At 30.9% G+C, this 15,281-nt stretch carries 15 protein-coding genes; 14 read left to right on the plus strand and 1 reads right to left on the minus strand.

Features of this window, described 5'->3' with window-relative positions; genetic code table 11:
* Nucleotides 1-197 precede the first annotated feature (197 nt).
* The 14 genes from BN2087_RS05500 (at nucleotide 198) to trhA (ending at nucleotide 12,941) form a co-directional block, all read left to right on the plus strand.
* Entirely contained in the window at nucleotides 198-824 is a 627-nt protein-coding gene (locus BN2087_RS05500) for a DUF6796 family protein (protein WP_049690831.1), read from the plus strand.
* 19 nt (nucleotides 825-843) lie between these two features.
* Nucleotides 844-1,668: a class I SAM-dependent methyltransferase gene (locus tag BN2087_RS05505; RefSeq protein WP_049690832.1), complete on the plus strand. Its 825-nt coding sequence runs from the start codon at nucleotides 844-846 to the stop codon at nucleotides 1,666-1,668.
* A gap of 31 nt (nucleotides 1,669-1,699) precedes the next feature.
* The gene (locus tag BN2087_RS05510; RefSeq protein ID WP_049690833.1) at nucleotides 1,700-2,326 is read left to right on the plus strand and encodes an L-2-amino-thiazoline-4-carboxylic acid hydrolase; all 627 of its coding nucleotides are present in this window, start codon (nucleotides 1,700-1,702) and stop codon (nucleotides 2,324-2,326) included.
* Between the two features lie 75 nt (nucleotides 2,327-2,401).
* Nucleotides 2,402-3,340 carry an alpha/beta hydrolase gene (locus tag BN2087_RS05515; RefSeq protein WP_049690834.1) on the plus strand — a complete coding sequence of 313 codons (939 nt, stop codon included), beginning with the start codon at nucleotides 2,402-2,404 and terminating at the stop codon, nucleotides 3,338-3,340.
* Nucleotides 3,341-3,379: 39 nt separating this feature from the next.
* Entirely contained in the window at nucleotides 3,380-4,126 is a 747-nt protein-coding gene (locus tag BN2087_RS05520; RefSeq protein ID WP_049690835.1) for an alpha/beta fold hydrolase, read from the plus strand.
* Between the two features lie 10 nt (nucleotides 4,127-4,136).
* Nucleotides 4,137-4,643 carry a hypothetical protein gene (locus BN2087_RS05525; RefSeq protein ID WP_049690836.1) on the plus strand — a complete coding sequence of 169 codons (507 nt, stop codon included), beginning with the start codon at nucleotides 4,137-4,139 and terminating at the stop codon, nucleotides 4,641-4,643.
* A 434-nt stretch (nucleotides 4,644-5,077) separates the two neighbouring features.
* Nucleotides 5,078-5,317 carry a hypothetical protein gene (locus BN2087_RS09575; RefSeq protein WP_049690837.1) on the plus strand — a complete coding sequence of 80 codons (240 nt, stop codon included), beginning with the start codon at nucleotides 5,078-5,080 and terminating at the stop codon, nucleotides 5,315-5,317.
* Nucleotides 5,318-5,797: 480 nt separating this feature from the next.
* Complete coding sequence (locus BN2087_RS05535) at nucleotides 5,798-6,403, plus strand: CPBP family intramembrane glutamic endopeptidase (RefSeq protein WP_049690838.1); 606 nt, start codon at nucleotides 5,798-5,800, stop codon at nucleotides 6,401-6,403.
* Nucleotides 6,404-7,005: 602 nt separating this feature from the next.
* Nucleotides 7,006-8,190, plus strand: a complete 1,185-nt coding sequence (locus BN2087_RS05540) for a hypothetical protein (protein ID WP_049690839.1) — start codon at nucleotides 7,006-7,008, stop codon at nucleotides 8,188-8,190.
* Between the two features lie 235 nt (nucleotides 8,191-8,425).
* A complete protein-coding gene (locus BN2087_RS09580; protein WP_425339115.1) occupies nucleotides 8,426-8,932 on the plus strand; it encodes a transposase in 507 nt (168 codons plus the stop codon).
* Nucleotides 8,826-9,332, plus strand: coding sequence for a transposase (locus BN2087_RS09320; protein WP_049690840.1), 507 nt, complete (start codon nucleotides 8,826-8,828; stop codon nucleotides 9,330-9,332). The genes BN2087_RS09580 and BN2087_RS09320 overlap by 107 nt, the downstream gene beginning before the upstream one ends.
* Before the next feature lie 566 nt (nucleotides 9,333-9,898).
* Nucleotides 9,899-11,674 carry a DUF262 domain-containing protein gene (locus BN2087_RS05550; RefSeq protein WP_209320248.1) on the plus strand — a complete coding sequence of 592 codons (1,776 nt, stop codon included), beginning with the start codon at nucleotides 9,899-9,901 and terminating at the stop codon, nucleotides 11,672-11,674.
* An 11-nt stretch (nucleotides 11,675-11,685) separates the two neighbouring features.
* Entirely contained in the window at nucleotides 11,686-11,964 is a 279-nt protein-coding gene (locus BN2087_RS09325) for a DUF5655 domain-containing protein (protein WP_209320249.1), read from the plus strand.
* 359 nt (nucleotides 11,965-12,323) lie between these two features.
* Nucleotides 12,324-12,941 carry a PAQR family membrane homeostasis protein TrhA gene (trhA, locus tag BN2087_RS05555; RefSeq protein ID WP_245190846.1) on the plus strand — a complete coding sequence of 206 codons (618 nt, stop codon included), beginning with the start codon at nucleotides 12,324-12,326 and terminating at the stop codon, nucleotides 12,939-12,941.
* 676 nt (nucleotides 12,942-13,617) lie between these two features.
* Here trhA and BN2087_RS05560 read toward each other — a convergent pair.
* Entirely contained in the window at nucleotides 13,618-15,105 is a 1,488-nt protein-coding gene (locus BN2087_RS05560; protein WP_049690841.1) for a helicase HerA-like domain-containing protein, read from the minus strand.
* Nucleotides 15,106-15,281 lie beyond the last annotated feature (176 nt).

Below are 15,281 nucleotides of genomic sequence, written 5' to 3' on the forward strand. Positions count from 1 at the left end.
TTTCCGTATTTCTAGTGAAATTCTTTATTTACTTACTATAATTAGAGAGATGAGAGATAAGTATCGGCAGTCTTCGGGCTGCCTTTATTTTTTTGTTTAGTTTAACGCAGCAAACCATATGATTGAAAGGAATCTGTGTTATATGCTATAATTAAACTGATAATTGATATCATCTAAGTGAAAGAAGGTGCTTAACTGTGACTTTATATAAGAGTATATTGATAGGTCTTTTGGGTTCATTCTTGATGTTTTTGGGAGACATGACCCTATATTATGATCCAAATGATTACGATGGCAAGGATACTATAAATAATATTATTGGCATAATGAAAAGCGTTAACATAAAAAGATTATATCTTGGTGGTCTTTTAGGTCCAACATGTGCTTTTATTTATTGTATTGGGTTTTTCCATATTGTTTTGGGCATACAAGAAAAGTATTTAACTATCGGTTGGTTTGTATTTTTAATAAATGTTTTTGGTATGATATTGGGAGGGGCTTATCATATTCAATGTGCCTACTTAGGTCTTTTATCAAGATATGAAAATAAGGGAGCTTTTGATGAATTTTTAAAATATTTAAAATTTCAAGCAAAAATAGTTTTTGTAACTATGGGTTTAGGTAATATTGGTATTGCAATTTTGATGTTACTTGGATTTACAGTATTTCCAAGATGGCAAGTTTTATTTACACCTATATTTCTTATTATTCTCACTCCTCTTGCTGAGAGATTGCCAAAGGGACTACATATGATTATTCGCGGAGGCTGGTTTAACTTACTATATTTTATTTACTATTTTTCTTTACTTATTAGTTTTAGTTAAAAATTTTAGGAGAAAACTTATGAAACTTTTATATTTTTTTGATGACAAAACAAAACCTGATTATAGAAACTGGCTTCCTAAAAGATTGTTGAAGGCTAAGATTATTGAAAGTCTAGTATGTCTTATTTTATTCATATTATTTGGTGCAAGTGATCTTATTCTTCAAGGAAGGCAAAGGATTATCTGGGGAATTATCCTAGGGATAGGATACCTTATACTCCTATTAATAACTGTCTGGGTTAGCTTCTTATATAGGAGTTTTGATTACAATGGAAAAAGAAAGCTTGCCAAAGTCATAATAGAGGGGACTGCCGACTATGTAAAAATCCCAGATGGTGGCGTGGGATTGGATGTGGGTTGTGGTAGCGGTGCACTTACTATTGCTTGCGCAAAGAAAAATCCAAAGACGACTATGGTGGGCTGTGACATATGGAGGGGTTCATATAAAAGTGAATTTTCTAAAGAACTCTGTGAAAATAATGCAAAATTAGAGGGAATAGAAAATGTGAGATTTGAAGAAGGAAATGCAGCGAATCTTCCTTTTGAAGATGAAAGTTTTGATGTAGTAACAAGCAACTATGTTTATCACAATATAAGAGGAAAAAATAAACAAAAACTTTTACTGGAAACATTACGTGTACTTAAAAAGGATGGAGTTTTTGTTATCCATGATTTGATGAGTAAGTCAAGATATGGAGATATGAATAAATTTATGGAAAAGCTTAAAAAAGATGGCTACGAAGATGTGCAATTAATTGATACAACAAAGGGTCTTTTTATGAGTCACAAAGAATCTTTATTCCTTGGACTTTCTGGCTCAGCTCTTCTTATTGGGAGAAAATAAAAAATTTTAAAAAATTAATGAGGTATGCAAGATGAAATACAAAGGTTTTTATTTCTTATTATTTAAAGGTCCAATGAAGAAAGTTCTTATAGAAAAGTATGATAAAGCATATGCTTCAGAAATTATTAGAAAGAGCAAAAAAATTTATCGAAAAATAATAGAAGAAGCAGATGATATCGGCAATGATAATCCCATGGCATACAATGAGATGTTCGCTCTTGTTTTTGTTGCTCCCTACCTAGCAAGCGAGAAAAAGATTCCACCAGAAACCATTCAAGATATGATGCGCCAATCTCTTTATTCTGTCAAATGGTATTTTTCCTTAATTAATCTAAATACTAAGAGGGGGAAAGAGCTCAATAAGAAAAATATTCTTAAATATTACAAGTGGTATACAGATGAAAAAGAAAAGCTCTATCCCACATCCTTTAAGGTTGATTTTGAGGGTCAACCCTATAAGGGTGCTTGTTATTATAGAATTACTCGTTGCCCCATTTGTGCTTATACAAAGAAGCTGGGGGTAGATGAATTAATGCCACTATTCTGTGAGCTTGATGAGCTTATGATAAGTCTTCAACATGGAGTACTTCACAGGAAAGGCACGATAGCAAGTGGAGCGGATTGTTGTGATTATTTCATTACAGGCGATAGAGAATGAAGTTGAGTTACAAGAATAAGTGTTGGTAAAAACTTGTAAAATTATGATTAATTGAGTATCAATCGGAGGTGTGAAATGAGCGCTACATATAAAATTACATCGACAATAGTAAGACTTGCAGGTGTCAAAAAAATGTTTTTAAAGAACAAAGAAGAGATGCTTGAATATGCAAAAAGAGAAAATGCAAAGGCGGAATTTGATTTAGATAAGGCAAAGAAGATAGCTGAGAGAAAAAATTATTTTCTCTTTGACAAAGAGGTCATGGGTTATAGGCTCCTTTCATATCAAAAAAATAAAAAACCAGCAGAAGGAGTAGTCTTTTATCTTTTCGGCGGAGGAATGATTACAGGACCTGATAAATTGGATTTTTCTTTGGCAGAAAGAATAATGGAAAAAACTGGTAAAGACCTATGGTTTTTATTTTATCCTCTTTGTTCAGAAGATGTAAAGCTTGATAAAACCTATGAAGTTTGTTTTGAAACCTATAGGCTAATGACCGAAACTTATAAGGCAGAAAATATAAGTGTACTAGGATTTTCATCAGGCGCATCTTTAGCCCTTGGAATTTTTTTACATAATAATGCACTAGGCAGACCTTTACCAATGGCTGGGAAAATAATTCCAGTATCTCCTGGTGGACTTCCAGATGTAAGTCCTGAGGGAAATAAAGAAGTATGGGAAAAATTAAATGCCCTTAACAATAAAGACATAATGATTGAACCTAGCTATTTTAAAACTGCAAGAGAAATCGTAAAGGGTGATGAAGACTTACCTGAATATATGTTAGACGGAACAAAGGGAGATTTTTCAGACTTTCCAAAAACTTACTTTTATTACGGAGGAAATGAATGTATTTATGCTTTTGCAGAATACTTTAAAAAGGCAATGGAAAAACACAAGGCTCCATATAAAATCATTGTGGGTGAAGGAATGTGTCACTGTTATCCACTTTTAAGATTTTTTAGAGAGGGTAGACAGGCCCAGGATGAAATTATTGAATTATTAAAGTCTTAATATTACAAATATATAAGAAAAGTTTAGAATAGGGAAAATATGAACTTTATAACATTTGGAAATAAAAATAATAAGTCAATATTATTTATTCATGGACTTGCCTCTACTGCAGACCAATGTTTCAAACCCCTTCTGCCTTATTTGCAAGATTATTTTGTAATTTTCTGTGAATTGGATGGACATTATGGGACTAACCCAAAAGATTTAACTTCAATGGAGGAAACCATAGATTTCATAGAAAGTTACATATTAAATGAAATGGGCGGGAGTGTCTATGGAATATGCGGTTTTTCTATGGGAGCAACTTTAGCTGTTGAATTAATTGGAAGAGGAAATATTTCTACATCGAGAGTCCTCTTAGATGGGGCGATTACTGCCGAGTTGGGTTTGATGGCAAGGCCATTTACCTGTGCTTTTATCATTGGTACAAGTAGGATCAAAAACAAAAAGCCAATACCTAAATTTTTATTAGATAAGATTATGGGCAAGGATAATCTAAGCGTAATCGAAATGATGTATCCGCAAATTTCAAAAACCACTATTAAAAATGCTTGTAAGTTTATTTATCATTACAAGCCTCCAAAAAATCTAAGCAAGTTTTCAAACCCAGTAATGTTTTGGAGGGGGAGCGAAGAGCCAATCCCTGAAAAAAGTGAAAAGATATTAAGAGAGTATCTTCCACAAATGGAAACAGAAGTATTTGAAGGAATGGGCCACGGACAATTTCTCCACGAACATCCCAAAGAATATGCTGAAAAATTAAAGTTATTTTTGGAAAATAAATAAGGAGAATATTATGGATATAACAAGAGCAATATTAGATGGAATTGCAATGGCTGCTATCTTTAACGGTTCAGTAGCAGCTTTTGTACTGATTAACCCAAGATTTTTCTTCGATTCCTATCCAAAAGAAATACAAAATTCGGCTCCAGAAAAGATGACAAAAGAAGAGAAAAGAATAAATTTAATACTTACGTATATAATTTCAGTAATATGTTTGATATATGGAGTGACCTCTCTTTTACATACGGGAATAAGAGGACTTAGAGATCTTTTCTGGATGAGCTATATTCAGTGGATAATATTAAATTTTGGAGATTTCCTTCTATTGGATGTACTTTTGTTCCAAGGAAAGTACAAGGACAAGATAGTCATACCAGGCACAGAAGGACATGAGGACTACGAATTTGGAAATTGGATTAAACATTTGGCCATTAAGGAACATTTTATCTTGATGCCATTTTTACTAATTCCAATCGTATCCATAATAGAAGCGTGGCTAGTGATTCTACTTGGATTATAAAATAAAATTTGAAAGAAAGGAATAAAAGAAGCGGCAATAGAAAAAGTATTTGTTGAAAGCTATAGGCAATTATGTAATGCAGATTCAACAGTAATAGATGACTTTTTAAAATTGTTGAAGAAGAAATTAATGATAACACTTTATTTAAAGATCTGAAAAAGATAGGAAACCAGCTTAATAGAATCATTAGTCAAGAAAGAAAGTTAGTTGATCTTCATTTAGAAGATAGTATAGAAGAAGTTTATGCTAAAAAATATAAAAAACTTACAAAACAAAAAGAAGAATTACTTGATGAAAAGAAAATACTGGATCTAACAATAAAAGATGACAATTCTATTAAAGAAAGACTAAAGCAATTTAAAAAGATCTTAGAGAATAGAGAAATTATAGAGGAATTTAACAGACTAGTATTTGAAAGCATAGTTGATAAAGTCATGGTGGGCAGAATTGACAAAGACGGAACAGTCCATCCATATGACCTGACATTCTACTTCAAGACAGGAGTTAAAGATAGTCAAAATTCTAATAATTTCAAAGATAAAAGAAAAAATGCCAAAGACAATGACATTAATAAATTGTACTCCTACAAGAATGACGAGGATAAAAAAATATGTTCCCAAGCAAAAGACAATGCACGTGGAGACGGTGGTGTTGATATCAAGAAAAAAAGATAAAAAATTATAAGACTCTCAATGATGTGTTTTCATTGATCGAAATAAAAAGCGAGGACTGCAGGGGTGGAATACTCATGAAAATACCTGATGAGAAAGTACAGAATCGTTTTCGAGTATACCCACATATTGGAAGGGTAAAAATATTATTCAATTTGCTTCGTCAAAAAATCATATAGGAGTATATCTAGGAGAGGAAGGAACTGAATATTTTAGGGATAAATTAAAAGATTATGATATAACTAAAGCTACGTAAGGCTGCCATATTCTAGGCCATTTCCTAAAGATCTGTTAGCTGAGATATCAAAAGGGTGTTATGAAAAATATTCAAAAGGCAATTAACTTAAGAGATTTAATCAAATATTATAATTTATAGATAAGGTTTATATATAGGTGAAGAAAATATTTTACATTTCTCAAGTTTTAAATATGCATATATGGGCATAATATAAATGTATTTTTATATTATATCAAGGAGGGATTATGAGTTTAGTAATTAACAAACTTATTAGTAGTTTAATTCAAATCGTTTTATTTTCACTTATACCATTTGTTTATTGGTATTTTAAAGTTAGAAAAAATCAGAAATTTACAGAATGGATAGGGCTTAAAATAATTAAAAGGGTAGACAGGACTTTGATATTATCAATATTTATAGTAACCATTATCTATCTAATAATAGGCATAATTCTTCTAAATAGTCTAAGTGGAGTTAATAATGCAACTAGCGAGTTTGCGGGACTTAAATTCAAGGCTATTTTGCCTATTATAATTTATGCAGCCCTTAACACTGCTTTACCTGAGGAGATTTTGTTTAGGGGATTTGCACTTAAAAGGCTAGTTAGTAAAATAGGATTTAATAATGGAAATCTTATACAATCAATATTGTTTGGACTGGTTCACGGAGTGATGTTTTTTCCTATTGTAGGTGTATTAAAATCTCTTTTAATTATTTTTGTTACAGGGTGTATAGCCTATGCTATGGGATATATCAACGAGAAGTTATCAGAGGGATCAATTATTCCAAGTTTTATCATACATACATTGTCTAATTTAGTAGCTGGTTTATATGTTGCATTTTTTCTTTAAATTTAGTAAGACATGAGCTTAGAGTTTATCTATAGCCTATGTCTTTTTTATTTTTATAAATTAATTATGGATATGTATTCTGATAAGATAAATATAAGGACTTTTAAACAAGAATCCAAGTAAATTAAGATAATATAGAAAATATAATAGGACACCTACAGATAGAATGAAAATCTATAATCTAAAAATAAACCGACATCAGATTTTGTATTTTGTTTTTTTATGTGACTTTTATTGACATATTAGATTTTATCCATACTGACCACTCAAGCCATGTGGAATCCATTGCTTTACTTATCAAGGAAAATTAATGGAAAGGCTGTTGTAATTAATTCAGCGTTGGAATATGCATAACAATTTAGTATTGTGTGATTCTGGTGAGAGATAACTTATTTATTTTTAAAAAAATTAGTTATAAGCTAGTCGAATTACTTATGACATACTTTCATATTTGTCTATAAGCAAATATAAAGCAAACTTAATTAAATACAAATAATTAATTTTCTCATTTTACCTATTTTCTAATAAATTATATAATAATCTTAATTATTGGTATTTAACTTTAGAGATTATGAATAGAAGAAAATGTATGGAGATTTTATATGGGAGATATAAGTAAAATTATTGGGGATAATAATTTAGAATTGATAACTGGAGCCTTGCTTGAAGAAACAAGGAAAGCTATTGATATAAAAAATACATTAAGCTTGCCAATTGCTGACCTATCAATGTTGGGAGTAACTATATCGTCTTTGCTACCTTATTTTAGAACGGTTACGCAGACAACTAGCTTACCTGCTGATGGCTTATTTAGAATAGCAAATAAAGCTTTTGGAGATACACTCAAAATGGCTAAAAATGGAAATGCCTGGGGTGCAATGTTTACAGGCAATGGGAAGTCAAAGCTAGTCCAACTTGCTAAAGTAGATTCTGTTTTATTAACAACAAAAACAGTGGCTCCTATGAATCCTGGGCTTATTTTTGCTGCTATGATGATATATTCTGTAGAAAAAGATATGAAGCAAATAAAACAAGACCAGAAGAAAATTCTTTCTTTTCTAGAAGTAGAAAATGAGTCACAAATTGAAGCTGATGTTGAAACTTTAATGGAGATAGTAAAAAACTATAAGTATAATTGGGACAACCTTATGATTGTCACAAATAGTCATAATGTGGTAATGAATATAAAAAACAGATCAAGGAAAAATATCTTATCATTTCAAAGGAAGATAAATGATGAAGTATTAAAGAAGCAGCTTTTTGCAAGGCAAGGAAAGATCAACTCTAGATTAGCTGATTTAGTTAAGAAATTTAAATATTACCGCCTATCTATTTACATATTTTCCTTATCTTCCTTGATGGAAATAATGCTGGCAGGCAATTTCAAAGAAGAATATATTTCATATACAAGAAATGAAATTGAAAAATTATCAAGTCAATATAGGAATTATTTTATGGAAGCCTCCTTTTACTTAGAAAAAATTTCAAAGACTGGAATTGAAAAGAATTTATTTAAAGGAATAGGAATGGCAGGAAAAACTGCTGGTAAAGTTATAGGTTCTATACCACTCATAAACAAAGGTCCGGTGGATGAGTATTTGCAAGATAAGGGTGATGATATATATAAAAGTTCTCTAGAAATTGAAAAGAATCTTTTAAGAAATTTTGCTGACTTAGCTAATCCATCTACAAGAATTTTAATTGAAAAGATAGAAAACTTAAATTATATTTATAACAAGACTGAAGAAATATATTTCAATAAAGAAAAAATTTATTTTTTACAATGAAATCTTATTGGTTTTTTATAAGTTAAGTCCATAATATGTATAAAATCATAGTATAAAATATTATGTGTAAAATAGAAAAAGAGAACTCAAACTTGTAAAGTTTTGTTAAGTAAAAAAAGAAAAACATAAACTAACAAGGAGTTCTCTTATGAATAATTTTAACACAGATTTAATGCGAATACTGGCCCAAGGATTAGATATTAATGAATTTTTTAGGCAATAGTTAGAAATAGCTATTAATAATTTACTAAAATCAGAACTAACAGTATTTTTAAACTATGAAAAATGGGAATATAAAGGCTGTGGTTCGGGCAATTCAAGAAATGGATACTATCATAGAAACTTAAAAACTAGATTTGGAGAGCTTGAACTTCAAATTCCAAGGGATAGAGCGGGTCAATTTAAGCAAGAAACAGTAAAAGCATATGCTAGAAACACAGATAATCTTGAGAATATGGTTATCACTCTATACAAGAAAGGTATAACTACAAGGGAAATAGCAGAACTATTGGAAAAAATGTATGGAAACCATTATTCTCCAACAACCATATCAAATATCTCAAAAGTAATGAAAAATGAAATAGAAGCATATCACAATCGCAAAATAAAAAAAGACTTTATCGTTTTGTATTGTGATGCTACATACTTTACCAGTAAGAGGGAATTCAGTAGCAAAAGAAGCTCTTCATGTAATAATTGGAATAGATCCAAATGCAAAGGACAAACTAGAAGTAGCAAATGATGCTAAACTAATCTACAGCTTCGATAATATAGAAGCAGCAGAAAAAAGATTGATTGAGTTTTTATCAAAATGGTCAATTAAATATCCTAAACTAAGAAAAATGCTAGAAGGTAAAGATAATTTATTTACCTTTATGCTATTTCCAAAAGCAATAAGAAGAAGCTTGTATACCAATAATATATGTGAAAATTTCAATAAGGATATAAAAAGAAAATTAAAACAGAAAGTCCAATTCCCAAATGAAGAAAGCCTTGATAAAGCAATTTATATACTAGTATCAGAATATAATAATAAATTTTCAAATAGGACTCATCTTGGATTTGGCTTGGTAAGATATGAACTAATAATCATGATAGGGGAAATAAGTGATTCACCAGATACAATCAAATCTACGATTTAATTGTATCTAGTGAATTAAGATGACAAAATTTATAAGTTAGAGTTTACACAAAAAATTTGACAGTACCTATTAATGCTATACCATGTATATTGGAAATTAAAGAAAATGAAATCATAAAAGGAAAGAAAAAGTAATTCAATAAAAGTAATAATCGTTGTTTTTTAAGAAAAATAAGATGCAGTAGTAGCATGTGAAAGAAATTAATGATACTTTTCAAACGAAATATTAAACAATAAATTCAAACAGCTCTTTTATGGGCTGTTTTTCTGTGTTTAAGAATGATATAATAAGTCATTAGATGAGTAGTAATTGATATGTTCCCGCATACGAGGCTTCCCTAAAATATCAAAAATTATCCATACTGACCACTCAATCCATGTAGAATCAGTAGAACTTTTGTTGAAAATCTAGTGGTTTATTTCGTATACTAAGATAGAAAAAATGAGACAAAATAGGATATAGATAGTATTTTAGTAGCAAAATTAAGGGAAAAATGATTAATTTTATACGCTGCTGAAAGATGGTAATATTTGACAGCAGGATAAAAGAAATATTGGAGGTGCGATATGGATGCACGCAAGGGAAATATCTATGAGATATTAAATGGAAATAAGCAGTTCTTGATTCCAGTGTATCAGAGATTTTATAGCTGGGATATTGATCAGTGCAAACGACTTTGGAATGATATTGTTGAAATGCAAAAAAATGGAAAGCTTGGTCATTTTGTTGGATCTATTGTTAATATTGCTGAGCAGGCAATGCCAACAGGTGTTCAAAAATTTATGATTATTGATGGTCAACAGCGAATGACTACCTTAATGCTGCTTCTTCTGTCTTTGCGAAATTATGCAATAAAAAATCCAAATGATACAACGATAAATGCTCGCCGTATAGATAATATGCTTTTAAAAAATGAGTATGAAATTGGTGATGAAAGATATAAGCTTTTGTTAACTGAAACAGATCGAGATATTCTCATAAGCCTTGTTGATGAAAAACCAATTATGGAAGGAACTAGGTCAAGACTTATTGAAAATTATAATTTTTTTGTAGCTAAGCTTGCAGATAAAGAAATTGAGCCTTTTGAGCTTTATGAGTCAATTGGAAAATTACAAATTGTTAATATCACATTAGATCGAGCTGTTGATGATGCACAAGCAATTTTTGAAAGTTTGAATTCAACGGGTAAGGAACTTTCTGAATCTGATTTGATTCGTAACTATATATTGATGGGACTAGAACCTTCAGAGCAAACTTATGTGTATGAACATCTTTGGCGACCTATGGAACAACTATTTGTATATGAAACACAAGCAACAGTAATGGATGCTTTTTTCCGCCATTATTTGACTATGAAATTATCTCGTATTCCAAAGCTGGGCCGTGTATATGAAGAGTTTAAGCTTTATCATTTGAACTGTGAATTTAGAACTATAAGAGAACTATGTCAAGATTTGCTAGAATACGCAAAATATTACACAGACATTGTATTTATTAGAAATTCTGACAAAGATTTAAAAAGGCTATATAAGGATATTATTGATTTAAAAATGGAAGTATCTTATCCATTCTTATTGAAAATTCATAAGGATTGCGATGAGGGCCTAATTACATCGGACGAGTTGAAAGAAATTCTAAAACTTTGCATTAGCTATGTAATAAGACGTTCAATTTGCGAGATCCCTACTAATTCACTGAACAAAACCTTTGCAACTATGAGAAATTTTATTAGACTAGATGATTATGTGAATTCTGTTAAGGCCTTCTTCTTGATGCTAGATTCTTATAAAGAATTCCCAGATAACGATAAGTTTGAAATTGCATTTGTGAGTCGTGATATTTACAATATGCGTAATAGAAATTATATTCTTAGCCGTTTGGAAAATTTTGAAAACAAAGCTCCAATTATAATAGAAAATTATACAATTGAGCATATAATGCCTCAGAACAAAAATCTTTCTTTAGAGTGGCAAGCTGATCTCGGTGACGATTGGCAGGAGGTTCAGAAAAATTATTTACATACAATTGGTAATCTTACTTTGACTGCATATAATTCTGAGATGAGCGATAGGAGTTTTTTGGAAAAGATGGATATGCAGGGAGGATTCAAAGAAAGTGCACTTAGACTTAATAAATATGTTGTTTTACAAAATGAGTGGAATGAAAAACATATAAAAGAAAGAGCAAAGGAATTAGCTAAGAAAGCTGAATCTATTTGGACATATCCAACTTTAACAGCAGAAGAACTTTCACAATATCAAGTAGAAGAAAAAACAACTGAGAAGTATTCATTACAAACATATGATATGAATGATTTAAAAAGAGTCTATTCGAATTATTGAATAATCGAATCATGAATCTATCTCCAGCAGTAAAAAAGGAATATAAAAAGTTTTATGTTGCCTATAAGCTGGATACTAATTTTGTAGATATTATTTTCCAGAAACAAAGATTGCGTATTTCAATTAATATGAAGTTTCCAGATATTATTGACCATAATGGTATTTGCAGAGATATTACTGGAATAGGTCGTTGGGGAAATGGCGATGTAGAATTGTTTATGGAGCATAAGGATGAATTAGATCAAGTTATGGAAATTGTGAAACAATCTTTTGATGCCCAGGGAGAATAATTATTTTAAGACATAAAAAAATCTTTGTCTGAAAAATATAAAAACAAAATCGCCTAAAAAGAAAAATGCCAACGACGATTGCATTAATAAATTGTGCTCCTACAAGAATGACGAGTATAAAAAATTATGTTTCCAATCAGAAGGCAAGGCGTGTAGAGATTATAGACCTATTGTCCAAATCAAATACAGAACACAATTTAGATTTAGAAATATGTGAATATGAATTTAATTAGTTTGGAATGCTTTAAGGAAATACTTAAGTTGAAAGACTTTAAAAATAAAAAGTTGTGGATGTAATCTTATAAGGCTTAATCTTGTATCAAATAATGTTAAAAAATTTTGAGAGGGGGAGATGAAAAATGCGAATTATTAAATATAGCAAGTCTGAGGAAGGCATAAATATAGCTACCCATATTTTAGGATTTATCTTAAGCCTGATATTTTTTATACCAATAGTAGTTGATGCTTACACAGGTAAAGACCTGATTAGATTTTTGGCGTGGTTAATTTATTTTATAGCTATAGCCATAATGTTTTTATCATCAAGCCTTTATCATGCTATGACTCATCCTTTAGCAAGGACAATATTTAGGGCAATTGATCACGGTGTAATATATTTAACAATAGCAGGCTCATATACTCCAATTATCTTAATCGGTTTAAGGTCTACTTTTTCCATAGTTATATTTGTTCTAATCTGGATTTTGGCATTGATAGGAATTACGATGAACATAATAGCCTTTACAACAGGTAAAGAAGATAAGATAAATAAGGCTTCTATGATTATATATATGGTAATGGGATGGGTATCTCTTATCCTTATCTATCAGATTTATAAGTATATAGGTATATGCTATATTTTATTTTTGTTACTTGGCGGACTGTTTTATACCATAGGAGCTATTTTTTATTCTATAAAAAAATTCCCTACAATCATGCCTTGTGGCATATTTTTATACTTGCAGCAAGTTTTGTAATGTTTTATGGCAACTATAGGTTTTTAGGGTAATAGCGAGAAAAGATTAAAGTAAGTATAAAATTATTAGATAAGTAATAAATAATGGAATTAGCTGAAAAGACAAAGATAGAACTAGTATAAAAGATCATAAAAAATTAAAATCTCATTCATATTAATCTATCAAGCATTGTTTAAAGTGTGTAATGATGGATAAGGAAATTAATAAATGCTAGAAACTAACATGTTTTTTAGGATTTTCGCAAAGTTTCGATTTTAGCTAGAATAATAAAAAAGCTTGATTTTCTTATATAAAAACATATATACGCAAAATATGTGCTAGATAATAACAGTGATTTAGATTTCATGGTTTTGATGTAATTTTTGGCAGAAGAAAAAGAATAACAAACAATCTGAAAACTCGACAGTTTTGGTTGCTTTTAGGCAGTGAAATAGAAGCTAGTATAAATTAGATAATTTGGAATTTTAAGTCCTGGAACCTGCCATATCTGCAAAAAATCTTCTGAGCATAGCATTGAAAACACAGGAGGTGAAGATTTGGTTTTACTCACTGTGGTTATAGAACACTAAATCAAAGTTTGAAATAAAACTTATTGACGATAAATTAATTGAAAAATCTTTATAATAAAATAAAATTTAAACTAAAAAAGACTGGATTATTTCCAGTCTTTTTTATCTTATCTTCTTTTTTTCATGGAACCGAGGATTCCTCTTGCGATTTCACGACCAATGGTTCTCGTAATGGTGCCGAGCATGGAGTCGATGCCCTTATCGACGTAAGTCTTTTGTCTGCGGCTGGACTTTTGTGCTCTTTCTAATTCTTTTCTTTGAGCTTCAAGTTCTTTCTGTCTTTCGGCGTCTATTTTTTCTTTTTCAGCTTCCGATTTTTCTTTTTCAATTCTTTCTAAAAGAATTTCGTAGGCGGATTCTCTGTCGATAGGATCCTTGTACTTTGTATAAAGTTGCGAAGATTCAACCAAGTCTTTATACTCCTCATCGGTTAGTGTCGCAAATGATGAGTGGGGTGGAAGGATTAGTGCCTTGTCTGCAACTGTTGGTGCACCACTTTCATCGGCAAATGAAACCAATGCTTCACCAGTCCTAAGATTTATGATTCCTTCTTTTATATTCATGGATTCATCCTGTCTAAATGTGTCTGCAACAGCGTTTATCGCCTTTAGTTCCTTTGGAGAATAAGCCCTTAGTTGATGGACGATTCTGTTAGAAAGTTGTGACGATATGGATTCCGGCACGTCGAGAGGATTTTGAGTGATGAAGAATACGCCCACCCCTTTAGAGCGCACTAGACGAACGACTTGGATAATTTTGTCTTGTAAAACTTTTGGAGTGTTGTTAAATAGTAAATGTGCTTCGTCAAAGAAAAATACAAGCTTAGGTCTGTCCAAATCTCCAACTTCTGGGAAGTTTTCATAGATTTCTGAAAGCAAGTATAAAAGAAGCATGGAGTAGAGAAGTGGATTTGAAATCAATTTTGTGGCATTTAAAATATTTACCACACCCTTGCCACTTGTGTCTGTTCTAATAAGATCGCCTATATCTATCGCAGGCTCTCCGAAAAATAAATCGCCCCCAGCATCTTCAATAAACAAAAGTTTTCTAGAAATGGCAGAGAGACTTTGACTAGCCACATTTCCGTAGGTCCTACTAATCTCGTCCTTATTTTCACCGACGTAATTAATCACCTGTTTAAGATCCTTTAAATCTATTAACAGAAGACCTTCGCTGTCGGCAACTTTGAAAATAATATTTAAAACCCCAGTCTGAGTATCGTTTAGCTCCAAAATATTTGCGAGCATAAGAGGACCCATCTCTGAAACAGTAACCCTAAGAGGAATTCCTTTTTCACCGTAGATGTCCCACATATTTACAGGATAATTTTTAAAATCAAAATTAGAAATACCTAGCTCTTCAAGCCTTGAATTTAATTTGTCATTCATCTCGCCAGGCTTTGAAATATTTGCAAGATCGCCCTTCACATCCGCAAGAATGGTCGCAACCCCAGCGTTAGAGAGACCTTCCGTAAGCACTTTCAAAGTAACAGTTTTACCAGTTCCAGTAGCACCGCTGATCAGTCCGTGTCTATTAATTTTATTTAAAAGTATATAGTTTTCCTTATTCCCTTTGCCAATCAAAATTTTGTCCATCAGATCCTCCTTTTATATTTGATTTAATTATAACACATTAAATACAGACAAAGACATAGATTATAAAATAATATCTTGAAAAAATTGGAAAAGATTTTTCGTTTTAATGATATCTTAGACCTACTGTTAAAATGTTTGTTGATATTTTTCAATGTTCGGTCAGTATTATTTGACAT

Origin of the sequence: Anaerococcus jeddahensis (assembly GCF_001182725.1) — a bacterium.
Classification (GTDB): Bacteria; Bacillota; Clostridia; order Tissierellales; family Peptoniphilaceae; genus Anaerococcus; species Anaerococcus jeddahensis.

What these genes read in the sequence shown, in the direction of transcription:
- BN2087_RS05540 (WP_049690839.1), top strand. Translation starts at nt 7,006, where the DNA reads ATGGGAGATATAAGTAAAATTATTGGGGATAATAATTTAGAATTGATA.
- trhA (WP_245190846.1), top strand. Translation starts at nt 12,324, where the DNA reads ATGCGAATTATTAAATATAGCAAGTCTGAGGAAGGCATAAATATAGCT.
- BN2087_RS09575 (WP_049690837.1), top strand. Translation starts at nt 5,078, where the DNA reads ATGGTGGGCAGAATTGACAAAGACGGAACAGTCCATCCATATGACCTG.
- BN2087_RS05560 (WP_049690841.1), bottom strand. Translation starts at nt 15,105, where the DNA reads ATGGACAAAATTTTGATTGGCAAAGGGAATAAGGAAAACTATATACTT.
- BN2087_RS05550 (WP_209320248.1), top strand. Translation starts at nt 9,899, where the DNA reads ATGGATGCACGCAAGGGAAATATCTATGAGATATTAAATGGAAATAAG.
- BN2087_RS05520 (WP_049690835.1), top strand. Translation starts at nt 3,380, where the DNA reads ATGAACTTTATAACATTTGGAAATAAAAATAATAAGTCAATATTATTT.
- BN2087_RS05515 (WP_049690834.1), top strand. Translation starts at nt 2,402, where the DNA reads ATGAGCGCTACATATAAAATTACATCGACAATAGTAAGACTTGCAGGT.
- BN2087_RS05510 (WP_049690833.1), top strand. Translation starts at nt 1,700, where the DNA reads ATGAAATACAAAGGTTTTTATTTCTTATTATTTAAAGGTCCAATGAAG.
- BN2087_RS05505 (WP_049690832.1), top strand. Translation starts at nt 844, where the DNA reads ATGAAACTTTTATATTTTTTTGATGACAAAACAAAACCTGATTATAGA.
- BN2087_RS05535 (WP_049690838.1), top strand. Translation starts at nt 5,798, where the DNA reads ATGAGTTTAGTAATTAACAAACTTATTAGTAGTTTAATTCAAATCGTT.
- BN2087_RS09320 (WP_049690840.1), top strand. Translation starts at nt 8,826, where the DNA reads ATGCTACATACTTTACCAGTAAGAGGGAATTCAGTAGCAAAAGAAGCT.
- BN2087_RS05525 (WP_049690836.1), top strand. Translation starts at nt 4,137, where the DNA reads ATGGATATAACAAGAGCAATATTAGATGGAATTGCAATGGCTGCTATC.
- BN2087_RS09325 (WP_209320249.1), top strand. Translation starts at nt 11,686, where the DNA reads ATGAATCTATCTCCAGCAGTAAAAAAGGAATATAAAAAGTTTTATGTT.